This is a genomic window from Psychrobacter frigidicola (assembly GCF_007997305.1).
GTDB classification, from domain to species: Bacteria; Pseudomonadota; Gammaproteobacteria; order Pseudomonadales; family Moraxellaceae; genus Psychrobacter; species Psychrobacter frigidicola.
In genome coordinates, this window is record NZ_VORZ01000003.1 from 268,533 (window position 1) to 293,361 (window position 24,829).

Consider the following 24,829-nt stretch of genomic DNA (forward strand, 5'->3'; position numbering starts at 1 on the left):
GATGGACTTTTTTAGCCGTAATTTAGAATGATAAACAAAATCTCCAGTTTAGTTTTCACTGATTCCATTTTGCTCAAAAGTGATTCCCTACAGTTATCTGATATTTTCTATAATCTATATAGTGCCGGATTTACAGAGGAATCACTTTGGAATCACTTTTTAAGATGGAATTTTTTTGATTCCCATTTTGCTGATTTAGCCTTTAGTGATTCCCATCTAGTGCCCGTGTTTCAAAAGGAATAATACCGTTAAAAAGTGAATTTATATGCTAGCCAGCCATAAAAAAACGTTTAAGTTTTATTAACTATTTCATTTTAATTGTGATGAGCAGTTACATATTTTAATGAATACGAATAGTTATGTATTTTATTAATCCTCATAACCTGAGGTACAGATACTATCTTCTTTTTCTAGCTTTCTTATTGCTATTCGGTCGCCTGCTAACGCGCGTTTAGCCATCTTTCCGCATTCAGAATTAGGTTCATCAGCATAGAAAGAAGCTAAATTTCCAGATTGAGCAGACGATAATTCTGTCTCGAAATTAAACTTATTCCACGCATACTCATAATTTCTTCCAGCACGTGAACGACTATCAAGACCAAGCGCTTCTTTAATACCTTCCACTTCCGAGCGTCTTATATAACCGCGGTCTATCAAGCCTTCGATATCATCATCGCCATAACCGCATAATTCCGACACTACACCTTCATGATAGCGTGAGAAGTAACCATCTCTAAGTCTCGCTTCTATAGCTAAGGCTTCCATATTCTCATGATAGTTGTCATTGCCATATTTAACGTCTTTGCAGTTAAGAGCTGCGTTTGAGAATGTCACAACCATGGATAAACTAATGCCAACCCCTATTTTTCTGAATACTGATTTTGATGTCATTCTATAACTCGCTATATGATGTAAATAAATGGATTGTAGCACTGCTTACTTGCCAGCAATGAAAAAAGGCAGACGATTAACGCCTACCTTGTAGAATTATAATGAAGGTTCACCCATTGGGTGAAAGTCACACCTGCCAATATAGTTTTATACCTACGAAAACCTGCTTAAAATGCTTAAAATGGCTGTAGTATATGATGGGCAAGGCATTAACTTAAGGTGAGCGTTTGCTTAACGTTGCCTAAATTGCTTAAGTCCGTCTTAGATTGGCTTGTTTTAAGCTGAGTTTAAGCAGTTTAAGTAAGCTTAAGATTTGGCAGTCTTAATATAAATCCCCTAGCTGTAAAGGCTGGGGGCTATTTAAGCAGTTTGAGCAAGTTTTCTTAAATATCATTAATATTAATTGTATAGCTTTGGATTAATAAATATCACTTTGCTACGCCCCTCTATTTCCTGCCTGATATGTTTAGCGGTTTCTAATTTATCTAACTCATTTTGTAATAACTTAGTGTTTTTACGCATTGGGTTAGGGGCATTGTTAGCTATATAAGTCCTGCTTAATTTATGGGGCTGCTTGCCTTTGGCTTTATCCACTAGCCAGCCGCTTAACTTCTCACTGTCGTTCTGTTCACCTGTAGGGGTTGCATCGAGATAGCGCAAGCGTTCGGCTGTAGAATATTCAACCAACATAAAAGCCCGTGTAATATCGTCTATGGTGACTGTCTTACGTCCCTCAAAAAATGCCATTAATGACGCTATACGGCTAGCGTTCTCTGCCATACGTGACGCATACGCTTTTAGATACTCCAATGTCTGCCCGTTGGCTTGGCGGTTCTCTATCGCTTGCATGTGCTTATAAAATACTTGTTCTGCTTGCTGGTCTGCCCATTGCATCTTAATGCGCTGGGATGTGCCTGTGATGTCATTGGGCTTGCTTGCTGGTAATGGATCAAGTAAGGCAAGACAGCGTAACCAGTATTCTATTAAGTCAGGATTATCATAGGGGCTGTCGTTCCTACGCTGTGGATTATCCCATATTCGTTTGCCTCGTAAATCAGGCGGGCAAGCAATCAAGGCACGGGCTAAAAAGCCTTGACCATTCATCAAGGGATCAGTGAGTGCTTGTTCTAATACTACCCGTTGACCTTGTAGCAGTAGCGTCATGCGTACGCCATGTGCATCGGTTTGCGGTGTGGCATAAGCAGACTTTTGCGAACGTAACCGCGATACTTCGCCATCACTCCATAACTTCGTAAGTGCTGATAAGGCGCTGCCAGCGGTGTCACCTGTCATGGTGTGACCATTAAAGAATTGACCTGCTTCGTCTGTCGTCCATGATGCGTTATTCATTTCACCACTGATAAACCTATCTAATATCGGCTCAATGGTGGCATCATCAAACAAGGTTTTAGGGTTCTTAGGTTTAGGGTTTTCATCTATAAAAGAGGCTTGCTCTTTACCCTTCAGGCTTGCCTTGTCACTTTCCCACGTTGCCACATTATCTAAGTAGTTGGCGTATTGCTGACGCTCATACTCTTTAATCTTAAAGTGAGTTAAGCCCATCGCTTGCGTTTTACCTGATCCGCTTTCGCCTTCTGTGATTAACATTAGACTGGTTGGCATGTGACCGTGCCCCATCGGTGCATCAATGAAACGTTGTCCCATGTGTGCCAGTGCGCCTAACACGCATTGACCTGCCATTGCATCAGGTACTTGTGAGTAGTGCGCCACTGCCTGAACAACATTCTTTAGCAGTCCTTTGAACGCATCTATAGGGTATAGTGTAGGCTGGCTTGGGTCATTGGCTAATGGTTCGGGTTCGCCCCATGCCAATATTGATAAGTCGATAAACTGAGACTCTTCAATAATATTGCTTATCGGCTCACCATCATTTAAACGGTTAATTATGGTATCAACGGTAAAATAACAGACAGCATTCACACCTGATAGCCGCTTTTCAATTACGCTTCTATGTTCAGCGGTGTCTGTAATTTTAATTGTTTTAATTTCTGAGAAATGTTTAAGCGTCTTATAAAAAAGACTAGGATTAAGACAAGCCAGCACACTAACATTAGGATCATCTATCGTTAAAGATGCATACAGTGTTACTGCATCACTTAAAGTAGTTACTAGCCACCAATCGCTATTCTGATTCATAGAACCGATAGCGTAGGCACTGGCTTGTGTGGTATCTGATATAAAAGATACGTTATCACTGTTAGTTATATAAGCAGCTACATTAACCGGCTCAGCTTTGTTATTAACCATCACTAAGCCAAAACCGCCCTTAGTATTTCCTGCCTTTTCACCTTTGTTATTACCGCCTCTCATGCTAAGATTGTCATGCAAAAATCGTGTATTATCAATGTGATTAGTCGATAAGCCTAAATCATGCAAGCTGTCTAGCTGGCTTAAACTAGCATCTTGTGCACGTTGTTCTAAAGTAGCATTGTCAAAGTCTGCTATATATTCAATGAAGCCGCCCGTGTCATCAGCATGGGCTTTTTCATTGGTATTTTTTTGTGTTGTAGGGATCATTGAGTCCCCCTTACCAAAAAACAGCTAAAGCTTTTCTGATTTAAATTAAGTATAGACAAGACATCATCAAATAATATGTGAATGACTTTATGAGTTGGTTTAAGGTTATTAATTTGTGAGGTCGTGCGGATTGAGTTAGGCATGATAATAGCCTCCTTGCGCTGTTTTTTGAGTAGGTATCACGCTATAAATAAATATAGGGTGAGAGGAATCACTCTCGGTCACGCAAGCAACCGCCCCGCTTATTCGCCTTACGGCTATTTTATTAAGCGATGTCTTCCCCTCATAGTCTGTTGGCAAGCATTGAGGGGCTGCCATAAATATGAGGGATTGCACCCTTGTTGTGCTTAGATGCACTTTTTGGGCTGTGCTTGAATATTTAGAATGGATTTGAGAGTCCACACTGTTATCAGGCACAAAAAAAGCCAAAGAGTAACGGCTTGGCTTGCCGCTTGCGTGTTTTTTAAAGAGATTTATATAGTAACGACTGTTACCTTCACTTGCAATCGGTTTAGGGCGTGGCTGTTGACACACAAATAATGATAATGATAAACCTATGATACTTAAAAAGAACATAATAGTAATAAAGTTTATTGGTAAGCCATACCTGTATGAGTGAGACTCGCTTAGATATGGTTCTAAAATATTTTTTAATCTGCTCATAGCGTCACCTCATCAGATAGGTCATTAGCTTGCTTATCTATCCAATATCGCTTAAAGCGCTTGCCATTTTGTTTAACAGTTTCATCTTGGATAATCACACCAGTGGCGCGTAATTCACTGATGCGCTGTAAAAAGCAAGTTATACCGTACTGTGTGAAAGCTTCCATAGTTGATATGGTTTTACCTCCCAGCATATGATTATGAATAATTTGCTTATAGTTCTGCTTTGGTTGCGTTGTATTCATGATTACACCTCGCTACTAGTAGAGGTAGTTTGATTGTTCAGCCATGCCAATACCTCAGCGTTGCGCCAAGCAGTCATAGTAGAGGAAAGTTTGATAGGTGCTGGGAAGCGTCCATCACGTGACCATGCCCATAAGGTAGTAATGCCAAACGGTAAAAAGGGCAAAAGCTGGCTTGCTCGGCTCATGCCTTGCGGTGCTAAATAAGGAGTATTTAAGTTATTGGCTGTTTGCTCAATATCTTTAGATTTTTTTTCAGAAACTGCGCTAGATAAGTTTTGTACGCTCATATTTATAGCTCCTTGATGAACCACTACACTATGTAGTAGTTCATGACGCTATGTTATGAGGTGAGGTAGATATAGGGAATAGTTATGCGTCGCAAGCAATAGTGTTTGCGACGCATACCCTATTTTTATGAATTGGTGAAAATACCTTTCCTTGCCTTACTTAAATGATCTCTGATAGTTTCAAGCTCTAATTGTTCATCGTTATGATGTTCGCATATCCATTGTGCCACTGCTTTAATAGTCTGCTTCTTATTTGACGATCCTTGTCGGATTTCATCTAAGCTTAAGTAGTGACGTCTTAGCTGCTCTACATGTCCTTTCCATCTAGCATCATTAGATTTTCTATTTCTACGTGATAGTTCGTTTTTTAAAGCCGTCATAAAGTGTATGTTTGTAAAAACTGTATGTAAGTGAGTCTCTTTGGCCGTTTCATGAAATAAATAAGATACTTGATAGTGACCATTAGCAAAAGCAGCTAAAGATAACACCCTATTCATTATAATATGGGCAGCAAGTATTCCCCATGCCCAAATCTTCTTTTCATATTTAGATACTAGATCTTCCAATATGTTATGTGTCTCTTCTAAGAAGAAATTCTTAGAGAGTAATTCTAGAGAATCAAAGGTACTTTCATACGTTGAGAAATTAATCTTATTATCATTGTCTTTAACATACTTATGTATGAGGTTTTCAATACTATCTAGAAGTTCTTCATATTCGGGGTTAATTACGTCCTCGTAATCATTTGGATTGTTTCTATCTGCAAAAGCTGCACATGCTATGACATTATTTAGAGGCTTACTGATCATAACTTTAAAGGTTGCATGTAAATTTCTATTAACGTCTTCCATAGTGATTTTTTTACTATCATCATTCATATTCACACCCCTACACCCTCAAAGCAAAGTAGGTGCAAGGCATTGACAACATAAGGGTGTGAATAGTTGCCTTTCGGGTAATTAGTCCTAGCCTTGCATGGTTGGTGCTAAGCTTTAGCTCAGCTTCTGTGCTTGCTGTTTGAAGTTACCGTGAATGACGTTATCAATCTTGCCAGCATAGGCATCATCAATATAATTTGCCCATTGGCGCATCATGTCCGTTCTATAGGGTAGGTGTTGCGCCCCGTTATATGCTTTGCTTATCTTGTTTTCTTTCTCATGTGCCAGTTGCAGCTCTATAGCTTCGTGCATAAATTCCTGTTCATGTAATGTGGTACTGGCAAGCCCTCGAAAGCCGTGCCCTGTCATTCTGCCCTTGTAACCCATGCGCCATAGGGCAGTAATAAAAGCGTTCTCACTGTAGGGCTTACGGGTAGAGATATTAAAGAAAACATACTGATCCGAAAACCCTAGCGCCTTGATCCGCTCTAAGATTGCCATTACTTGAGGGGCAAGCGGTACTAAATGCGGTCTATCCATTTTCATCTTATTGGCTGGTATACGCCATACTTTGGCTTTGTAATCTATCTCACTCCATTCCATAAAGCGTAGTTCTTGCGTTCTCACAAACGTATAGCACATAAACCAAAAGCCTAACTTTACTAATAGATCACCACCGTAAGCATCAATGTCTTTTAGTAGCTTTGGTAATTGCTGGCTAGTGATACGGCTATGGTGCTTCACCTTATGCGGTTGTAAGGCTTCGGTTAGGTCATTGGCTGGGTTATGGGTTATCAATCCCTCACGTATGGCTTGCTTGAATATCTGCCCCGTTTGCCGTATCGCACGCCTAGCCATATCAGTAGCGCCTCGTGCCTCTACTGTTTTACCAATAGCCAAAATATTAGGCGCGGTTATGTCCTCTATGTTCAAGTAACCAATGGCAGGCTTAATATCGCGCTGGTACTGTGAATAGTCACGGCTATAGGTAGTGGGGGCAATGTGTGCTTTGCGATCGTCATGCCAGCGTTGCGCTAGGGCATCAAATGTCTTTGTACCGTCAATGTCTGCCTGTTGGCGCTTCTTATCATGCTTTGGGTTGATACCTTGCGCTATCAAACCTTTTATCTGTTGGTTGCGCTGGCGTGCATCGGCTAGGCTCATGGCTGGATATTTGCCAATAGTCAGGCTTTGGCGCTTGGTTTCATACTGATAGTCACTTACCCATACCTTGCTGCCCGTGCTACGAACCCATAGACGCAAATTATTACCATCACTGTATTTATCAGGTCGGCTGGGGGTGCAAGTATCAGTAGGTTTTAAGCGTTTGATTTGGCTATCAGTTAATGACATGACGGTATATTTCCATTACGGTATAAAATATACCGCAAAATATACCGCATTTTGACATGGATTACCACGTATTAAGGTGGTCTATAGCGTAGTGCGTATTACTTGAAACGCTCATAGAAAAAGGGCAGACGGTCAATGACGGTCTGCCCTAATATCGTGTTTGGTCGGAACGGCAGGATTTGAACCTGCGACCCCTACACCCCCAGTGTAGTGCGCTACCAGACTGCGCTACGCCCCGAATGACTGACTATTTTACGCAAAATCGCACATATTGCAAGGGTTAATTATTTCAGCGCTTGCTATGAGACTTTACCTATTACAGTCAGCGTAATATATTGCCAATAACAACTAGCCCAATAACTCTTTTAGAACTTGGTTCACCTGTTGTGGATTAGCACTACCGCGACTGGCTTTCATCACTTGACCGACGAGACCGTTAAAGGCTTTTTCCTTACCACCGCGATATTCTTCAACCATAGCGGCATTGTTAGTAATGACTTCTTCAACGATAGCTTTGATAGCGCCAGTATCCGTTTCTTGCTTGAGGCCTTTCGCTTCAATGATTTGATCAGCGGCATCATCTGTATCGCCACCCGCGCGCTCATAAAGCGCACTAAAAACAGTTTTAGCCATTTTACCAGATAGGGTGTCATCAAAAATTCGTTTCAGCATACCTGCTAATTGCTTGGCACTAATTGGGGAGTCGATGATGTCTTTATCATCTTTATTCAGTGCACCCAGTAAATCGCCCATCACCCAGTTAGCGGCACTTTTAGCATGTTGCTGACCGACTTCATCAACTACCGCTTCGAAATAATCCGCTAAATGACGGCTTCCGGTTAAGATGCGAGCATCATATTCTGTTAGCTCAAGCTCGCTCTCTAAACGTGCACGGCGTGCTACTGGTAACTCAGGCATTGCCGCTCTAATAGTATCGACGGTATGTTGCTCAATACGTACGGGCAGCAGGTCAGGGTCGGGAAAGTAGCGATAGTCGTTGGCGTCTTCTTTGGTACGCATCACGCGGGTTTCGTCTTTTTCGAGATCATACAGCATGGTTGCTTGAATGACTTTACCGCCTTCTTCAATAATATCGATTTGACGTTCAATTTCGCGGTTGATAGCGCGTTCGATACTGCGGAACGAGTTCAAGTTTTTAAGCTCAGTACGGGTGCCTAAATCTGCTCCAGGCTTGCGGATGGACACGTTACAGTCGCAGCGGAATGACCCTTCGGCCATAATAGCGTCTGAGATACCTAACCACGTCACCAGCTGATGAATGGCTTTAATATAAGCAAGTGCTTCATGTGCTGAGCGCATATCAGGCTCAGATACAATCTCAATCAGTGGCGTACCAGCGCGGTTAAGGTCAACACCGGTCATACCTTCGACGGCATCGTGTACTGATTTACCCGCATCTTCTTCTAAGTGTGCACGCGTAATACCCATACGTTTAGGATATTCATTTTTTTCACCTTCATTGACCACCACATCGATATGACCAGAACCAACAATCGGATTGGCCATTTGGGTAATTTGATAACCTTTTGGCAGATCAGGATAAAAATAGTTTTTACGGTCGAAAGTATTGAATAATCCCAGCTCAGCATCAACGCCAATCCCAAATTTTAGCGCGCGCTCAACGACACCACTGTTAAGAACAGGCAATACACCCGGTAGGCCTAAATCGACGATGCTGGCCTGAGTATTGGCTTCATGACCAAAATCAGTAGGCGCACTTGAAAATATTTTACTGTCAGTGTTGAGCTGACAGTGAATTTCAATACCAATGACCACTTCATAGCCATCGACCATTAGATCAGTACGAACGGTATCAGTTACTGTTGTTGAGTTCATTATACTGTCTCCTTAGCGATAGCAGAATGCTGCAGGTGATGATCGGTATGCTGCTGGAATAGATGCGCGGTGGTGAGCAATTCGCTTTCTTGCCAATGTTGTCCGATCAGCTGTAAACCAACAGGCAGTCCTTCAGACGTCAAACCCACTGGTTGGCTGAGCGCTGGTAGACCGGCAAGGTTGACCCCAATGGTATAAACATCACCCAAATACATGGTAGCAGAGTCTAAGTTTTCGCTAAGCTTATAAGCAGGTGTTGGTGCCGTAGGGCTAGCAATCACATCACAATTCTTAAAGGCATCATCAAAGTCTTTAACAATAATGCGGCGAATCTTCTGAGCTTTGGTGTAATAAGCATCAAAGTAACCGGCAGATAGGGCATAAGTGCCCATCAAGATGCGGCGTTGTACTTCAGGGCCAAAACCTTCTGAGCGTGAGCGGGTATATAAGTCAATTAAGTCTTTCGGGTTCTCACAACGATAGCCAAAACGTACACCATCAAAGCGCGAAAGGTTTGATGAGGCTTCAGCAGGCGCCAGCATATAATAAGTGGCAAGGGTAATCTCAGGATCAGTGATAGTCACTTCTACAACCGTAGCGCCAAGATCTTCATACTGCTGTAATGCGGCACGTACCAATTGATCGACTTCAGCATCGAGTCCCTCACCGAAGTATTCTTTGGCGACCCCAATGCGTAGACCAGCAAGTGGTTTGTCACTGTTGCCAGCTTTTGCTTCAGCTTCGTTAATATCTTGGATGTAATCTGGCATATCATGTTTGATAGAAGTGGCATCACGGGGGTCATGACCAATCATAGGTTGCAGTAGATAGGCACAATCTTTAGCACTACGACCCATGCTACCGGCTTGGTCAAGGCTTGAGGCATAAGCAATCATGCCAAAACGCGAGACTCGGCCATAAGTAGGCTTAATACCAGTCAAGCCACAAAATGATGCAGGCTGACGAATAGAGCCGCCAGTATCACTAGCAGTTGCCAGCGGAATAAAACCTGCGGCCACTGCCGATGCGCTACCGCCCGATGAGCCACCAGGGACGTGCTCAAGATTCCATGGGTTGTGCACCGCACCATAATACGAGCTGCTAGTGTCTGAGCCCATAGCGAACTCATCCATATTGAGCTTACCAAGGCTAATCATGCCGGCTTTGTCAATGTTGGTGACGATAGTAGCATTGTATGGTGACACAAAGTTATGCAGCATTTTGGAGCCACAAGTGGTCAACACGCCTTGGGTACAAAAGATATCTTTATGCGCCATCGGCACACCTAGTAGCGGACGCATATCGCCTTGTGCTCGCATCTCATCTGCCGCCTGTGCTTGTGCGCGTGCAGTCTCAGAGGTATGAGTAATAAAGCTATTAATTTTGCTATCTAAAGCGTCAATACGCTTGATAAAGTGTTCAGTCAAATCTAGACTACTGAATTGTTTGGTTTGCAAACCTGTAATCAGTTGCTGGGTACTTAAATGATGAAGTTCAGACATAAGGGGTCGTCCGTCAAAATATTAATTGCGTAAAATAAGGAAAAGCCGACAGGGACTTTTCACGCTATAGGGTATCAAACAAGCTATTAAAATCGAGCTGTTGAAATCTAGGGATTGAAGTTGGGCTTAATAAAAAGTGCCTAGTGAAATCAGCCTATTAAAAGCTATTCAATGACTTGCGGCACTAGATATAAGCCTTGTTCAACGGCTGGCGCGACCGATTGATTGCGCGCGCGGTCGATATCGTGCTTGGCAACGTCAGCGCGTAAGTCTTGGCAGACCTCATGAATATTGGCTAATGGGGTCAAATCGGTGGTATCGACACCCGCTAGGGTATGCATTAAGCGTAAAACTTTGCTGATGTCATTGGCATAACTATGGGCCGTATCTTCATCGACGCCTAAGCGCGCTAGGCTAGCAACTTCAAGGATTTCGTGACGGCTGACGCTACTGTCAGTCGCGGGTGTTGGTTGTGATATATTTGACATGGTTTCTCCAGTCCAAGACAGTGTTTATTAGAATTTTTAATTTAAGGCTCAGAGGCCCTTTAAAACAATCTGTGACTTATTATAAAGCATCTTACCCAAGTTTACAGACCATGACGCTCGATTGCGGCACAAACACAAACAAGTAGAACAATGACGGTTTGTTTATGTACTTACTATCAACTACTTACCTATTAAACGTTTAAATACGTTACAGTAGCGGCGCAGAACTGAGCAAAGTTAACGTATGGATGTAGAGTGTTATGGCCTGTCAATAGGAATAACCAGCGGTGCTAGTTGGAATTTTGCTAAAAACAAGACTTTCTGAATAAAGTCTTGTTGCTTACTCTTGCAAATACCTATATTTTTCTGAGCCAAATCGGTATAATTTAGCTCATTTTCACTATTAATTTTTAGATTCGACTGGGCATACAGGTATATTATAGCGACGATGAGTATCCAACGCTGCCCCAATCGACGCTGACGAGCAATAGCTTAAATCTCTCATTCATTTTATTTGCAATACCTTGGATATATTAGTCATGAACCTGTTTGGATTTTTATCAAATAATATCGCAATCGACCTTGGTACTGCGAATACTTTAATTTTTATCCCTAATAAAGGGGTGGTGCTCGACGAACCTACTGTCGTGGCCTTACGCACTACCAATCATGCGTCACGCTCTACAGTTACTGCCGTCGGTGCTGATGCTAAGCAAATGCTTGGTCGTACTCCTGCCGATATCACCGCTATCCGGCCGCTAAAAGATGGCGTAATTTCTGACTTTGATGTGACGCAACAGATGCTCAAGCATTTCATTAGCAAAGTTAAGGCCAAACGTTTTATGGCACAGCCAAAAGTAGTGGTTTGTGTGCCTTATAAATCAACGATGATTGAGCGCAAAGCCATTCGTGCTGCGGTAATGTCGGCCGGAGCCAGCAGAGTATTATTAATAGAGGAGCCAATGGCAGCCGCTATAGGGGCAGGGTTACCCGTTCATGAAGCCAGTGGTTCAATGATTGTGGACATTGGCGGTGGCACTACTGAGATTGCCGTTATTGCGTTATCAGGCTGTGTTTATGCCGAGTCTATTCGTATCGGCGGCGATATTTTTGATGATGCTATCATTACCTATGTACGCCGTACTTATGGCTGCGTCATTGGCGAAACTACCGCTGAACGGATTAAGCAAGAAGTAGGCTCTGCCCTCGATAATCAAGATCGTCCGTTAGAAGTAGAAGTTCGAGGTCGTAGCATGGCAGAAGGTATGCCCACGACCTTTACCGTCAACTCAACAGACATCCAAAAAGCATTGCGCGAGCCGTTAAATGGTATTATTAATTCTATAAAATCAGCGCTAGAGCAGACACCGCCTGAATTATCATCTGATATCGCCGAGCGCGGTATAGTACTGACGGGCGGTGGCGCTTTGCTACGTGATTTAGATAAGTTCATCTCCAAAGAGACTGGTTTACCTGTCAGTGTGGCTGAAGATCCGCTGACTTGTGTGAGCCGCGGTGCGGGTAAGGCACTGGAGTTTATTAATAATAGAAATCTTAATATGATTTTTGTATAGACACTATTTTAAATAGTAAGTGTTTTTTAGGGTAGAGGCTAAGGCAGGTGAAAAACACTGCCTTTTGTAGCTTTGATAACTGGCAATAGTTATCTTTGATGACGAATAAATAACGACTACCAATCACGCTATAATAGTCAACGTCCGACATTCTAAACCCCAGCTTTGGGTACCGCTCACATTAGACGCCTTATGACTCCAAGTATGTTTGCCCGCCAGCCTTTGTCACTTCGAACGACTATTATTGTGTTAATAATGGCGCTGATACTAATGTGGATGGATAGCAAAAATCCAGAATGGTTTACTCCTTTACGTAATACCAGTCAAGCAGCGATGCAGCCTATTTATGAATTCTCGTTGTTACCCAGTTACGTTGAGCACTGGGCAAGTGGGCGTTTGCAGTCAAAAGAGGCGCTACGCCGCGAAAATGTGCAGCTTAAATCGCAACTGATTCACGCGCAGGCCAAGCTACAGCAACAAGATCATGTCTTGGCACAAAATGCGCGCCTGCAAGGTATACTCTCGACCACGACGTCCGAACAGTTCGACTTAAACTTAGCCCAAGTTATCGGTACAGATACCAACCCAGTTAAACAAATCGTAGTGCTAAATAAAGGGGTGAAAGATGGTGTTGAAGTCGGGCAGACAGTCATTGATGAAGCCGGTATTTTGGGTCAAATTATTACTGTTTATCCTAACACCAGTCGCTTGATGTTAATTACTGATGAGCAACAATCAGTATCAGTGAAGGTTAAACGTACGGGTCAGCGAGCGATTGTTACTGGTAAAGGGTTACCAACCTCGCTAAACCTTAACTATGTGTTCAAAAGCTCGGATATGCGGGTAGGTGATGAGCTTATCTCCTCCGGTCTTGGTGGCCGAATTCCAGCAGGCTACCATGTCGGGCGAGTGGCCCGTATCAAAGACACCCAAGCGGACAACTTTAGAGATATTGACGTAACGCCCGCTGCTAACTTCATTGATAATGCCTACGTATTAATTTTACAAGATAAAATGGTAGACGCTGACCCTGAACAATGATTATTTATAGCTGTTAGGTAAGATACTATTATTATAGAGCCGACCATTAGGTCTTATTAGGATAGGCTTTATCAGGACAGTGTTTTCTATTCAGTATTAATAAATAACCATTATCGTAGTCGCCGCACAATCATCGTTAAGGCAAGCATTTATGGTGCATCCCCATTCTGAGTATTCCACTGGCATGTTACTGAGCGTCATTATTCTAAGCTTTGTCGTCGCCTCATCGCTCAATGTTTACCCTCTTAGCACTAACGTTGCCAGCTTACGACCATTGTTGATGATCATGGTGCTAATTTTTTGGGTATTGTTCCAGCCGCGCTATGTTGGTGTTTTTACAGCGTTTACTATTGGTCTGATTGCAGATCTTATGATAGATACCCGCATGGGTCAGCAAGCCTTTGCTGCTGTGATGGCGACAGTTGCGATTAAAATGATGGGTCTGCATACTAAGCCGTTAAATGCTATTACGTCATGGTTCGTTGCGACGTTAGGATTATTGGTTTTTCAGCTCAGTCTATGGCTATTACAGCTGATCACTCAAAATATATTTTCCGCACAATCAGGCTTACCCTTACTAATAAGCATCGTCAGCTGGCCACTAGTATTATTGGTTTTACATAGATTCACCCTATCAGACACCCGTTAGCATAAGAGTATAGTAATGGATATTATATTAGCTTCTGGTTCGCCGCGTCGCCATGAACTACTTGCTGCTGCACAATTAGAATTTAGTATCATGAGCGTTGATATCGACGAAACGCCGCACGATGATGAAAGCCCAAAAGATTACATTCAACGTATGGTGACTACTAAAGCTACCGCTGCTGTCGCTAAATTAAATGCTGATCATCAAAACAATCAGTCTCAGCTATCCACATTTTCTCTAGCATTGAACATCCCTTTTATAATTTTGACCGCCGACACTATCGGTGTGCTGCCAGACGGTAAGACAGTTTTAGTCAAGCCCACAGATTGCAATCATGCTTATAGTATGTGGCAGCGAATGTCTGATAAGACGCATCAAGTGTGGACTGCAGTGCAAGCCACGCAAGTAATACTAACTGCAATAGACAAAACTAATTCTAACGACAGCATAAGCAGTGTAGATACTATTGAATTACAGGTAATTTGGCAGCAGCAAATTATTGAACGTACCGACGTCAGCTTTGTACCTTTAACACCGGATATGATGGCGAATTACTGGAACAGTGGTGAGCCTGCTGATAAAGCGGGTGGTTATGGTATCCAAGGTTTAGCAGCGGCATGGGTGACACGAATTAATGGCAGTTATACCAATGTTGTTGGCCTTCCATTAGCGCAAACGCTTGCCTTAATTAACGATGCCAGTAACGGCTACAACAATAATAAGATTAAGCTAATAAGCTAAGACACATAATGACACGGCAGGATAGTGGGCATAGTTATAGCGTGTTTGCTACACTAACCTACAATTAAGTTATTCACGCTATTAGTAACTATTCATTAGAACAATGATAATAAGAGAAGAGGCACTATGTCTGAAGAGCTGCTGATTAATGTCAGTCCGATGGAATCCCGTGTGGCAGTCTTAGATAATGGTGTACTAGGCGAGATTTATATTGAGCGCCACCATAAACTGGGCTTAGTGGGTAATATATATTTGGGCACGGTGGTACGCGTTCTGCCTGGGATGCAAGCAGCCTTTGTTGATATTGGCCAGTCACGAACCGCGTTCTTGCATGTGAATGATATGCAGCGTGAATCGCGTCCATTGGTTAGTAAAAGTAATAAAGTGGTAGATATTACCGATGACAAGCCTATTGCCGTACCTGAAGTTGACTTGGCCATATCACCCCCAGTCGTCAGCGCTCAAAGTGCCAATGTCGTAGTTACTGCCAGTAAAAGCCTCATTCAACATCGACTGCATGAAAGCCAGCGTATCTTAGTGCAAGTTACTAAGGATCAACTGGGTAGTAAAGGCGCACGTCTGACGACCAATATCTCTCTACCATCCCGCTATTTAGTCTATTTGCCATCCAGCGATCACATTGGTATTTCTCAACGCATTGACGGTGACGAGGAGCGCACACGGCTTAAGACTGAACTGAATAGTTTGATGCAAACCGTCAACCTGCAAGGTGGTCTCATTGCCCGTACCGCTGCTGAGCGTATGCCAGTAGATAAGCTTGAAGAAGATATCTACTACCTGGTACAACTTTGGCGTACCATTTGTGCTAGACGACAAGAGATCAATCATCATAAAAGCTCAGAGCTCATCTATCAAGAGCTGTCTCTACCGCTGCGTTCCATTCGTGACTTGGTTCATGGGGATACCGAAAAGGTCATCGTTGATAACGAGCAAATTTACGCACAAGTCCGAGAGTTTGCCAAAGAGTTCGTGCCTTTTATTTATGATAGCATCGTTCACTATACCGCTGAACCTGCGTTATTTGATGTACACCGGGTCGAAGAGGACTTACGTGACGCACTCAAACGTCGGGTTGATCTAAAATCTGGTGGTTACCTGATTATTGATCAAACTGAGGCCATGACTACAATCGATGTCAATACCGGTTCGTTCGTTGGCGGTCGTTCGTTAGAAGATACGGTATATAAGACCAATTTAGAAGCTACCCATGCTATCGCACGGCAACTGCGCTTGCGGAACTTGGGCGGTATTATCATTCTAGATTTTATTGATATGCTAGAGCAACCGCACAAAGATGATGTACTTGAAAGCCTACAATCGCAATTAACAAAAGATTATGCTAAATCTAACATCACCCAAGTCAGTGAACTTGGCTTAGTTGAGATGACACGTAAGCGCACACGCGAATCGTTAGGCCAGCAGCTGTGTGAGCCATGTTCGACTTGTCAGGGACGCGGCTTTGTCAAAACTGCTGAAACCGTCTGTTTCGAGATATTCCGTGAGATTATGCGCTGTGCTCGTACCTATAACTCACCGAAAAAGTTTACTGTGGTCGCTCATGCCGCTGTCATTGATTTGTTATTGACCTCAGAAGCAGACACGGTAGCCGATTTGGAATATCTATTGGGACGAGTTGTTACTTTTGAAGTTGAAAGCCTTTATACCCAAGAGCAATATGATATTGTCTTAGATTGATTATTGCTAAAAATTATAGATATAAATGAGAACCTAATATAAAGAAATTAGTAAAATAATGACATCTATATACTTAAAAAACCTATGATGAACAGTGTAAAATAACGTAGAGTCCTTGAATACAACCCATATTGCACTTGCAATCATCAAAATGTTCTGTATAATCTACACTACTGAATTATAAGCGCACGGCCGAACAGCCAGCGCTATGACAGCTAGGGCATCGTTTCTAGCACTATTTCATTATGCTTTTGCTGACATCCATATAATTAGGAGAGTTGGCGGGGCTTTAAATTATTTTGCTTTTGGCACGCTGCTGGTTCTACTAAGAACAGATTCTGATAAAGAATAGGAAGCCGCTTGAAGTAAGTCTTTAACCAAACAGCTTTTAGTCATCCACTTGCAACGCAAGAATGATTGAAGCACATATTAGGAGCTTGCTGGCATGGCTAACCAGAGAATCCGTATCCGACTCAAATCTTTTGATCATAGATTAATCGACCAGTCGGCTCAAGAGATTGTTGATACTGCAAAGCGCACTGGTGCGCAAGTTTGTGGTCCTGTACCGTTGCCGACTCGCATTGAGCGCTTCAACGTTTTAACCTCACCACACGTCAACAAAGATGCTCGTGATCAGTACGAAATCCGTACCCACAAGCGTATGGTTGATATTGTTCAGCCTACTGACAAAACTGTGGACGCGTTAATGAAGTTAGATTTAGCGGCGGGCGTTGACGTTCAAATTGCTTTGGGTTAATGCACATTAAATATCCAAACCATTAATAGAAGATATAAAGAGGTTTAAAATGGCGATTGGTTTAGTCGGTAAAAAATGCGGCATGACCCGTGTCTTCACTGAAGCAGGCGCATCTATCCCTGTAACAGTCGTTGAGATTAGTGCGAACCGCATTACTCAAGTAAAAAATACTGATGTAGATGGCTATCAAGCCATCCAAGTCACCACAGGTACCCGTCGTGACAGCCGCGTAACAGCCGCACAAAAAGGTCACTTCGCAAAAGCTGGTGTTGCAGCTGGTCGTGGTGTTTGGGAATTTCGTGCCAATGAAAGCGATCTTGAAGGCCGCGAAATTGGTGGTGAGATCCTAGCTGACCTATTTGTAGAAGGTCAGATGGTTGATGTCACAGGAAATAGTAAAGGTAAAGGCTTTCAGGGCGGCGTAAAGCGTCACAACTTTAGCATGCAAGATGCCACTCATGGTAACTCAGTGTCTCACCGTGCCATTGGTTCTACTGGTCAAAACCAGTCGCCAGGTAAAGTGTTTAAAGGCAAAAAGATGCCAGGTCAGATGGGTAATAAGCGTGTCACCGTTCAAGGCCTAGAAGTGGTCTCGGTTGACGTCGAAAATGGATTACTTGTCATCAAGGGTGCTATCCCAGGTGCCACCGGTGGCGATGTCATCGTACGTCCGTCAGTCAAAGCCTAAGCAAGGGGATTAACGTGGATTTAAAAACAGTTACAGGGGCAGCGGTTGAGCTTTCTGATACGGCTTTCGGTCGTGAATTCAACGAAGCATTAGTGCATCAAGTTGTTACCGCATATCTTGCTGGTGCTCGCCAAGGTACTCGTGCTCAAAAGACTCGTGCTGAAGTTTCTGGCGGTGGCATCAAGCCATGGCGCCAAAAAGGTACTGGTCGCGCTCGTGCAGGTTCTATTCGTAGCCCAATCTGGCGTGGAGGCGGACGTGCGTTCGCTGCTAAACCACAAGATTGGTCGCAGAAAGTTAACCGCAAAATGTATCGCGGTGCTATGCAGTGCATTCTAGCCGAGTTAATACGTCAAGATCGTCTGATTCTAGTTGAAGACATTACTATGTCGGCACCTAAGACCAAAGACTTAATCGCTAAATTAAGTGAATTGAATGCACCACGTGCATTAATCATCACTAAAGAAGTCGATGAAAACTTGTACTTAGCCGCCCGCAATATTCCACACGTCAATGTACTAGGTACAAGTGAAGTGGATCCAGTGAGCTTGATTGCTTTTGATAAAGTAATCATGTCAGTTGAAGCTGCGAAACAATTTGAGGAAGCACTAGCATGAACAACGCAAGACTTTATCAGGTCTTAAGAGGACCTGTCTTCTCAGAAAAATCTCAGATGCTCGGTGACTCACTTGGCGTGCAAGTATTCAAAATTGATACTAACGCTACTAAGCTTGAAGTTAAAAAAGCAGTTGAGTTAATGTTTGAAGGTGTTGAAGTTTTAAAAGTAAACACTTTGAATGTTAAAGGTAAGACAAAGCGTTTTGGTAAAAACATCGGCCGTCGTAATGATTATAAAAAAGCCTATGTCACCTTAAAAGCTGGTCACGATGTACAAATGGCTGATGCTGGTGAGGATGTAGCGAATACTACTACCTCTACTAGTGAAACAGCGAACAACGAATAAGGATTACACTCATGCCTATCGTAAAAGCGAAGCCAACATCACCAGGCCGCCGTTTTGTTGAAAAAGTGGTGCATCCACACCTTTATAAAGGTCGTCCGTTTGCAGCACTTCTAGAATCAAAAAGCAAGTCAGGTGGTCGTAATAATAATGGCCGCATTACTACTCGTCATATTGGCGGTGGTCATAAGCAACATTACCGCATCATTGACTTCAAGCGTACCAAAGACAATATTCCAGCCACGGTAGAGCGTATTGAATACGATCCTAACCGCACAGCTCATATTGCTCTTCTTAAGTATGCTGATGGCGAGCGTCGTTACATTATCGCTGCTAAAAAACAAGCTGTTGGTGATACAGTATTATCAGGTGAAGCGTCTCCAATTCGCCCAGGTAACTGTTTACCACTTAAAAACATCCCGTTAGGTACTGTGATTCACAATATCGAGCTCAAAATCGGTAAAGGTGCACAGATTGCTCGTTCAGCGGGTGCAAGTGTTCAGCTACTGGGTCGTGACGGTATTTACGCGATTCTTCGTCTGCGTTCAGGTGAAACTCGCCGTGTACATGTTAATTGCCGTGCGGTTATTGGTGAAGTCTCTAATACTGAAAACAATTTGAAATCACTTGGTAAAGCGGGTGCTTCACGTTGGCGCGGTATTCGTCCATCTGTTCGTGGTGTCGCGATGAACCCTGTTGATCACCCACATGGTGGTGGTGAAGGTCGTAATAAAGGTCGCCATCCAACCAGCCCTTGGGGTCAGAAGTCTAAAGGACTTAAAACGCGTCATAATAAGCGTACTGACAGTATGATCATCCGTCGCGCCAAGAAGAAATAAAGGAAGAATCTCATGCCTCGTTCATTGAAAAAAGGTCCATTCATAGACGCGCACTTGTTTGCTAAAGTTGAGAATGCATTAGAAACCAACTCACGCAAACCCATTAAAACTTGGTCGCGCCGCTCGATGATTTTGCCACAAATGGTTGGCCTAACTTTATCTGTTCACAACGGCCGTACTCATGTACCGGTTATTGTAAGCGAACAGATGGTTGGTCATAAACTAGGTGAATTTGCTCCGACTCGTACGTATCGTGGTCATGGCATTGACAGAAAAGCTAAGAAATAAGGTGCTCACCATGGAAGTAACTGCAAAATTACGCGGTGCCGCCATATCGGCACAAAAAGTTAGACTCGTTGCTGATGAAGTTCGTGGCAAATCTATCGAGCGTGCTTTGGATATCCTAACGTATAGCAATAAAAAAGGCGCTGTATTCGTTAAGAAATGTCTTAACTCAGCCATCGCCAATGCTGAAAACAACAACGGTTTAGATATCGATACTCTTAAAGTATCAACTATCTACGTTGATGAAGGCATTACGCTAAAACGTATCCTACCACGTGCTAAAGGTCGCGCTGACCGTATCAGTAAGCGTACCTGTCACATCACTATAAAGGTAGGAGAATAAGTTATGGGTCAAAAAGTACATCCAATCGGAATTCGTCTTGGTGTTGTCAAGAAGCATAATGCAAATTGGTATGCTAGCCCTAAACAATACTCAGAATACCTCATCAACGATATACAAGTACGCGATTATCTACGTAAAAAGCTAGATAACGCTATGATTAGTAATATCATGATTGAGCGTCCTACTGGTGCCGCTAAGATTACCATCGCCACTGCGCGTCCTGGTATCGTTATCGGTAAAAAAGGCGAAGATATTGAGAGACTTCAAAAAGAATTGACCAAGATGATGGGCGTACCCGCTCAGGTCAACATTGAAGAAATCACCTCACCTGACCTTGATGCTCGTCTGGTAGCAGATGGCATTGGTAGCCAGCTTGAGCGCCGTGTTATGTTTCGCCGTGCAATGAAGCGCGCCGTACAAAATAGCATGCGTTCTGGTGCTAAAGGTATTAAAGTTGAGTTGTCTGGCCGTCTTGGCGGTGCTGAGATTGCTCGTACTGAATGGTACCGTGAAGGTCGTGTGCCACTACATACGCTACGTGCCGATATTGACTATGCGTCAGTACGTGCGGAAACCACTTACGGCACCATTGGTGTTAAAGTTTGGATTTTCCGTGGCGAAATTCTTGACGGTATGAACAGTGTATACAATCCCGTCAAAGAAGAGCAGACTCGTGCGCCAAAACGCCGTGGTCGTGGTGGAAACCGTCGAAACACAGACAGAGGTTAAACTATGTTACAGCCAAAACGTACCAAGTTTCGTAAAATGCACAAAGGTCGTAACACTGGGCTCGCTCATCGTGGAAGCACCGTTGCATTTGGACAATTTGGTCTAAAATCTTTGACTCGCGGTCGTATGACTGCCCGTCAAATTGAAGCGGCACGTCGTACCATTACTCGTAAAATTAAGCGTGGTGGTAAAATTTGGATTCGTGTTTTCCCAGACAAACCTATTTCCAATAAACCATTAGAAGTACGTATGGGTAAAGGTAAAGGTCCTGTAGAATACTGGGTATGCGAAGTCAAACCTGGTAAAATGCTATATGAACTTGAAGGGGTTTCAGAAGAGCTGGCTCGCGAAGCTTTAACGCTTGCTGCAGCAAAACTGCCCTTTAAAACTACCATTGTTAAGCGGACGATAATGTAATGAAGATCAGTGAATTACGTGATAAATCATTAGAAGAACTGACCCAGTTACTTGATGAAAAGCAACTTGATGCTTTCCGTATTCGTATGGCTAAAGCAACTGGTCAGTTGGGGAATACCCATGAAGTCAGAGTTAATCGTCGTACGATTGCTCAGGTTCAGACTTTGATTAACGAGAAACAACGAGGCGACTCATGAGCGAAAACGATCAAGCAACTACCAACGCTAGCGTATTGACAGGAAGAGTTGTCAGCGACAAGATGGACAAATCCATCACGGTTTTGATTGAGCGTCTTGTTCGTCATCCTTTATATGGCAAACAGCTTCGTCGTTCGACTAAAATTAAAGCCCATGATGAGAATAATGTCTGCCAACAAGGTGACCTTGTCCGCATCAAAGAAACGCGTCCAATCTCAAAAACTAAGTCTTGGACTTTAGTTGATGTGGTTGAAAAAGTAGAAAAAATCTAAGTAAATTGCATTAAAAGTCAGAAGCTGTTAAAATGTCCGCCTTTTTAAGGATGCTGATTGCGCCGAGCGTATATCACTCACATTAAGAGTAAGCTGCGGTTATTTACATTAAATGCCGTCTACTCATACTGTGCTAGCGGCAGCAACTGGCTTTTATTGCTCATACGTGCGGAGTAACGCTATGATTCAGGTTGAGTCAATGCTGGAAGTTGCAGATAATAGCGGTGCAAGACGAGTTCAGTGCATTAAAGTACTGGGTGGTTCTCATCGTCGTTATGCATCAGTCGGCGATATCATTAAAGTAACGGTTAAAGAAGCCATTCCTCGTGGTCGTGTCAAAAAAGGCGACGTGATGAATGCAGTAGTTGTACGTACCAAAAAAGGCGTTCGTCGTCCTGATGGTTCTGTGCTACGTTTTGATGACAATGCTGCGGTATTGTTGAACCAGAACAAAGCACCGATTGCAACTCGTATTTTTGGACCGGTAACTCGTGAACTACGTGGTGATCAGTTTATGAAAATTGTATCCCTAGCACCAGAAGTATTGTGAGGTAATCCATGTCAAAATTACGTAAAGGCGATACAGTCGTTGTGATTGCTGGTAAAGACAAAAGCAAGCAAGGTACTGTACAAGCTGTAAAAAACGATCGTATTAAAGTTGAAGGTGTTAATATTGTTACTAAACATCAGAAGCCAAATCAGGCAACTGGCGTTGAAGGCGGCATTATTAAGAAAGAAGCTTTTCTACATATCTCAAATGTCGCAATTCTAAATGCGCAAACCCAAAAAGCAGACCGTATTACTTACCAAACCAATGATGATGGCGTTAAACAACGCGTTTATCGTTCAAATGGTGAAGTCGTGGCGACTGCGTAAGACACTAAGGGTGTAATTGTAATGGCAAGATTAAAAGCTTTATATAACAATGAACTAAAGCAGCAAATCAAAGAAGAGCTTGGTTTAGCTAATGTGATGCAAGTGCCTAAAATCACTAAAATCACACTTAATATGGGTGTAGGCGGGGCATCTCAAGACAAGAAATTGCTTGAAGGCGCTGTAGCTGACATGACTGCGATTGCTGGTCAAAAACCTGTAGTCACCAAAGCGCGTAAATCAATCGCTGGCTTTAAGATTCGTGAAGAATGGCCAATTGGTTGTAAAGTAACGCTACGCGGTGAGCAAATGTACGAATTTTTAGATCGTCTCATTGCCGTTGCAATTCCTCGTGTTCGTGACTTCCGTGGTTTTTCACCTAAAGCTTTCGACGGACGTGGCAACTACTCATTGGGTATTAAAGAACAAATCGTATTCCCAGAAGTAGACTTTGACAAGATTGATCGTATCCGTGGTATGGATGTGACTATCACTACGTCAGCTGCTACTGATGATGAAGGTCGTGCGCTGCTTAAAGCATTCGGCTTCCCATTTAAATAAGGTAAAGACGTTATGGCAAAGAAGAGCATGATTAACCGCGAATTAAAGCGCGAAAAAATGGTTGCTAAATATGCTGATAAGCGTATCAAGCTAAAAGAGACCATCGGTGATATGAATGCAAGTGACGAAGAGCGTATGGACGCGATGTTAGAGCTACAAGCTTTACCACGTAACTCATCGCCAGTACGTCTGCGCAATCGTTGTGCTATCACAGGTCGTCCTCATGGCTACTTCCGTAAGTTTGGCTTATCACGCAATATGCTGCGTGAGCGAGTCATGCAAGGCGATGTGCCTGGTGTTCGTAAAGCAAGCTGGTAAGGAGTAACTACATGAGTATGCAAGATACCGTTGGGGATATGCTAACCCGTATTCGTAACGCACAAATGGCTAATAAAGTTTCAGTGGCTATGCCAAGCTCAAAACTACGTAAATCTATTGCTGATTTATTAGTTAATGAAGGCTATGTAGCTAGTGCTGTTGTTAAAGCAGAAGACAACAACAAAGCGACCCTATCTATCGAATTAAAATACTTCGAAGGTAAACCTGTCATCGAAACAATCCAACGTTTCAGCCGTCCTGGCTTGCGCCAGCATCGCGGTAAAGATGCTATCCCTACTGTTAAGCAGGGTATGGGTGTTGCTATCGTATCAACTAGTAAAGGTATCATGAGTGATCGTGCTGCTCGCGCTGCTGATATCGGTGGTGAAGTCGTCGCGTTTGTAGCATAAGCTACACACTGGCAAAGTCTATTTGTATCTCGTTAGACTCACGCCATCCTAATAATTCTTTATTTCAAGGATGGCGTACAACATACCTCAACAATTATTTAAAATTGATGAGTGTCTAATACGATCAATTATGCTAAACTAACACGCTTTTTAGCCTGTTAGTTTTTTCGCTATTATTTATCGCTAACAGAAGTTGTTAATTTTTTAAGGAATACTCCTATGTCTCGTGTGGCTAAAGCCCCAGTGACGCTGCCAAACGGCGTAAGCGTTACTTTGAACGATCGGCAGGTCGAAGTGAAAGGCAAGAACGGCAATTTGTCTTTACGCCTGCATGAATTGGTCGAGCTGAAACAGGAAGATGATGCTATTCTTCTCTCACCTGCAGTCGACTCAAAAGAAGCCATGATGCACACTGGCACTATCCGCGCTCTACTTAACAATTATGTTATAGGCGTGACTGAAGGCTTTGAAAGACGTCTTCAATTGATTGGTGTTGGTTATCGCGCTCAAGCTACTGGTAATAAAGTAACTTTAAACGTTGGTTACTCACATCCAGTAGAATATACGCTACCTGAAGGTGTGTCAGCTGAAACCCCAACACAAACTGAAATCGTTTTAAAATCAAACGATAAGCAGCAACTTGGTCAAGCAGCGGCTAAAATCCGTGGTTTCCGCCCACCGGAGCCTTACAAAGGTAAAGGTATTCGCTATAGCGACGAACATGTGATTCGTAAAGAAGCTAAGAAAAAATAAGGT

32 protein-coding genes and 1 tRNA gene are annotated in these 24,829 nt (G+C 43.0%); 22 read left to right on the plus strand and 11 right to left on the minus strand.

Translation table 11 applies throughout. From position 1 onward, the window contains the following. Positions 1-369: 369 nt before the first annotated feature. From ES754_RS10360 to gatC, 11 genes are all read right to left on the minus strand, one after another. Positions 370-840: a hypothetical protein gene (locus ES754_RS10360; RefSeq protein ID WP_147224111.1), complete on the minus strand. Its 471-nt coding sequence runs from the start codon at positions 838-840 to the stop codon at positions 370-372. 450 nt (positions 841-1,290) lie between these two features. Then, positions 1,291-3,429, minus strand: coding sequence for a DUF3987 domain-containing protein (locus ES754_RS10365; protein WP_147224112.1), 2,139 nt, complete (start codon positions 3,427-3,429; stop codon positions 1,291-1,293). Positions 3,430-3,564: 135 nt separating this feature from the next. Beyond that, the gene (locus ES754_RS10370; RefSeq protein WP_147224113.1) at positions 3,565-4,092 is read right to left on the minus strand and encodes a hypothetical protein; all 528 of its coding nucleotides are present in this window, start codon (positions 4,090-4,092) and stop codon (positions 3,565-3,567) included. After that, complete coding sequence (locus ES754_RS10375; protein ID WP_147224114.1) at positions 4,089-4,337, minus strand: helix-turn-helix domain-containing protein; 249 nt, start codon at positions 4,335-4,337, stop codon at positions 4,089-4,091. The genes ES754_RS10370 and ES754_RS10375 overlap by 4 nt, the downstream gene beginning before the upstream one ends. 2 nt (positions 4,338-4,339) lie before the next feature. Then, complete coding sequence (locus ES754_RS10380) at positions 4,340-4,624, minus strand: helix-turn-helix transcriptional regulator (RefSeq protein ID WP_147224115.1); 285 nt, start codon at positions 4,622-4,624, stop codon at positions 4,340-4,342. A gap of 125 nt (positions 4,625-4,749) precedes the next feature. Continuing rightward, positions 4,750-5,502, minus strand: coding sequence for a hypothetical protein (locus tag ES754_RS10385; RefSeq protein WP_147224116.1), 753 nt, complete (start codon positions 5,500-5,502; stop codon positions 4,750-4,752). Positions 5,503-5,616: 114 nt separating this feature from the next. After that, positions 5,617-6,855: a tyrosine-type recombinase/integrase gene (locus ES754_RS10390; RefSeq protein WP_147224117.1), complete on the minus strand. Its 1,239-nt coding sequence runs from the start codon at positions 6,853-6,855 to the stop codon at positions 5,617-5,619. Between the two features lie 161 nt (positions 6,856-7,016). Continuing rightward, positions 7,017-7,093 (minus strand) — tRNA-Pro (locus ES754_RS10395). A gap of 110 nt (positions 7,094-7,203) precedes the next feature. Beyond that, on the minus strand, positions 7,204-8,712 hold the full coding sequence (gene gatB, locus ES754_RS10400) for an Asp-tRNA(Asn)/Glu-tRNA(Gln) amidotransferase subunit GatB (RefSeq protein ID WP_147224118.1): 1,509 nt from the start codon (positions 8,710-8,712) through the stop codon (positions 7,204-7,206). Further along, a complete protein-coding gene (gene gatA, locus ES754_RS10405) occupies positions 8,712-10,214 on the minus strand; it encodes an Asp-tRNA(Asn)/Glu-tRNA(Gln) amidotransferase subunit GatA (protein ID WP_147224119.1) in 1,503 nt (500 codons plus the stop codon). The genes gatB and gatA overlap by 1 nt, the downstream gene beginning before the upstream one ends. Positions 10,215-10,378: 164 nt before the next feature. Next, positions 10,379-10,702 (minus strand): Asp-tRNA(Asn)/Glu-tRNA(Gln) amidotransferase subunit GatC, encoded by a 324-nt coding sequence (gene gatC / locus ES754_RS10410; protein WP_147224120.1) that lies wholly within the window; start codon positions 10,700-10,702, stop codon positions 10,379-10,381. Between the two features lie 530 nt (positions 10,703-11,232). On the opposite strand from gatC, the gene ES754_RS10415 reads away from it, so the two are divergent. From ES754_RS10415 to rplF, 22 genes are all read left to right on the plus strand, one after another. After that, positions 11,233-12,276 (plus strand): rod shape-determining protein, encoded by a 1,044-nt coding sequence (locus tag ES754_RS10415; RefSeq protein ID WP_201538839.1) that lies wholly within the window; start codon positions 11,233-11,235, stop codon positions 12,274-12,276. Positions 12,277-12,468: 192 nt separating this feature from the next. Continuing rightward, positions 12,469-13,317 carry a rod shape-determining protein MreC gene (gene mreC / locus ES754_RS10420; RefSeq protein WP_147224122.1) on the plus strand — a complete coding sequence of 283 codons (849 nt, stop codon included), beginning with the start codon at positions 12,469-12,471 and terminating at the stop codon, positions 13,315-13,317. Between the two features lie 151 nt (positions 13,318-13,468). Further along, positions 13,469-13,966: a rod shape-determining protein MreD gene (gene mreD / locus ES754_RS10425; protein WP_147224123.1), complete on the plus strand. Its 498-nt coding sequence runs from the start codon at positions 13,469-13,471 to the stop codon at positions 13,964-13,966. A gap of 15 nt (positions 13,967-13,981) precedes the next feature. After that, the gene (locus ES754_RS10430; RefSeq protein WP_147224124.1) at positions 13,982-14,707 is read left to right on the plus strand and encodes a Maf family protein; all 726 of its coding nucleotides are present in this window, start codon (positions 13,982-13,984) and stop codon (positions 14,705-14,707) included. A gap of 126 nt (positions 14,708-14,833) precedes the next feature. Continuing rightward, on the plus strand, positions 14,834-16,423 hold the full coding sequence (locus ES754_RS10435) for an Rne/Rng family ribonuclease (RefSeq protein WP_147224125.1): 1,590 nt from the start codon (positions 14,834-14,836) through the stop codon (positions 16,421-16,423). A gap of 445 nt (positions 16,424-16,868) precedes the next feature. Beyond that, positions 16,869-17,180 (plus strand): 30S ribosomal protein S10, encoded by a 312-nt coding sequence (rpsJ, locus tag ES754_RS10440; RefSeq protein ID WP_010196670.1) that lies wholly within the window; start codon positions 16,869-16,871, stop codon positions 17,178-17,180. Positions 17,181-17,229: 49 nt separating this feature from the next. Continuing rightward, the gene (rplC, locus tag ES754_RS10445; protein ID WP_147224126.1) at positions 17,230-17,868 is read left to right on the plus strand and encodes a 50S ribosomal protein L3; all 639 of its coding nucleotides are present in this window, start codon (positions 17,230-17,232) and stop codon (positions 17,866-17,868) included. A 14-nt stretch (positions 17,869-17,882) separates the two neighbouring features. After that, on the plus strand, positions 17,883-18,485 hold the full coding sequence (gene rplD, locus ES754_RS10450; RefSeq protein WP_147224127.1) for a 50S ribosomal protein L4: 603 nt from the start codon (positions 17,883-17,885) through the stop codon (positions 18,483-18,485). Beyond that, positions 18,482-18,832, plus strand: a complete 351-nt coding sequence (gene rplW / locus ES754_RS10455; RefSeq protein ID WP_147224128.1) for a 50S ribosomal protein L23 — start codon at positions 18,482-18,484, stop codon at positions 18,830-18,832. The genes rplD and rplW overlap by 4 nt, the downstream gene beginning before the upstream one ends. An 11-nt stretch (positions 18,833-18,843) precedes the next feature. Next, a complete protein-coding gene (rplB, locus tag ES754_RS10460) occupies positions 18,844-19,668 on the plus strand; it encodes a 50S ribosomal protein L2 (RefSeq protein WP_147224129.1) in 825 nt (274 codons plus the stop codon). 12 nt (positions 19,669-19,680) lie between these two features. Continuing rightward, positions 19,681-19,956, plus strand: a complete 276-nt coding sequence (gene rpsS / locus ES754_RS10465; RefSeq protein ID WP_068034604.1) for a 30S ribosomal protein S19 — start codon at positions 19,681-19,683, stop codon at positions 19,954-19,956. Between the two features lie 10 nt (positions 19,957-19,966). After that, positions 19,967-20,296, plus strand: a complete 330-nt coding sequence (gene rplV, locus ES754_RS10470) for a 50S ribosomal protein L22 (protein WP_010196689.1) — start codon at positions 19,967-19,969, stop codon at positions 20,294-20,296. A 3-nt stretch (positions 20,297-20,299) separates the two neighbouring features. Then, entirely contained in the window at positions 20,300-21,025 is a 726-nt protein-coding gene (gene rpsC, locus ES754_RS10475) for a 30S ribosomal protein S3 (protein WP_147224130.1), read from the plus strand. A gap of 3 nt (positions 21,026-21,028) precedes the next feature. After that, entirely contained in the window at positions 21,029-21,442 is a 414-nt protein-coding gene (gene rplP, locus ES754_RS10480; RefSeq protein WP_147224131.1) for a 50S ribosomal protein L16, read from the plus strand. Then, positions 21,442-21,639, plus strand: coding sequence for a 50S ribosomal protein L29 (gene rpmC / locus ES754_RS10485; RefSeq protein WP_147224132.1), 198 nt, complete (start codon positions 21,442-21,444; stop codon positions 21,637-21,639). Before rplP ends, rpmC begins: the two co-directional genes overlap by 1 nt. Next, the gene (gene rpsQ / locus ES754_RS10490) at positions 21,636-21,911 is read left to right on the plus strand and encodes a 30S ribosomal protein S17 (protein WP_147224133.1); all 276 of its coding nucleotides are present in this window, start codon (positions 21,636-21,638) and stop codon (positions 21,909-21,911) included. Before rpmC ends, rpsQ begins: the two co-directional genes overlap by 4 nt. A 181-nt stretch (positions 21,912-22,092) precedes the next feature. Further along, entirely contained in the window at positions 22,093-22,461 is a 369-nt protein-coding gene (gene rplN, locus ES754_RS10495) for a 50S ribosomal protein L14 (protein WP_010196702.1), read from the plus strand. A gap of 8 nt (positions 22,462-22,469) precedes the next feature. Continuing rightward, positions 22,470-22,787 carry a 50S ribosomal protein L24 gene (gene rplX, locus ES754_RS10500; protein ID WP_147224134.1) on the plus strand — a complete coding sequence of 106 codons (318 nt, stop codon included), beginning with the start codon at positions 22,470-22,472 and terminating at the stop codon, positions 22,785-22,787. 21 nt (positions 22,788-22,808) lie between these two features. Further along, a complete protein-coding gene (gene rplE / locus ES754_RS10505) occupies positions 22,809-23,345 on the plus strand; it encodes a 50S ribosomal protein L5 (RefSeq protein ID WP_147224135.1) in 537 nt (178 codons plus the stop codon). Between the two features lie 12 nt (positions 23,346-23,357). Next, a complete protein-coding gene (rpsN, locus tag ES754_RS10510; RefSeq protein WP_147224136.1) occupies positions 23,358-23,663 on the plus strand; it encodes a 30S ribosomal protein S14 in 306 nt (101 codons plus the stop codon). Between the two features lie 11 nt (positions 23,664-23,674). Beyond that, positions 23,675-24,073, plus strand: a complete 399-nt coding sequence (gene rpsH, locus ES754_RS10515) for a 30S ribosomal protein S8 (protein ID WP_147224137.1) — start codon at positions 23,675-23,677, stop codon at positions 24,071-24,073. A 219-nt stretch (positions 24,074-24,292) separates the two neighbouring features. Beyond that, entirely contained in the window at positions 24,293-24,826 is a 534-nt protein-coding gene (rplF, locus tag ES754_RS10520; protein WP_147224138.1) for a 50S ribosomal protein L6, read from the plus strand. Positions 24,827-24,829: the final 3 nt, after the last annotated feature.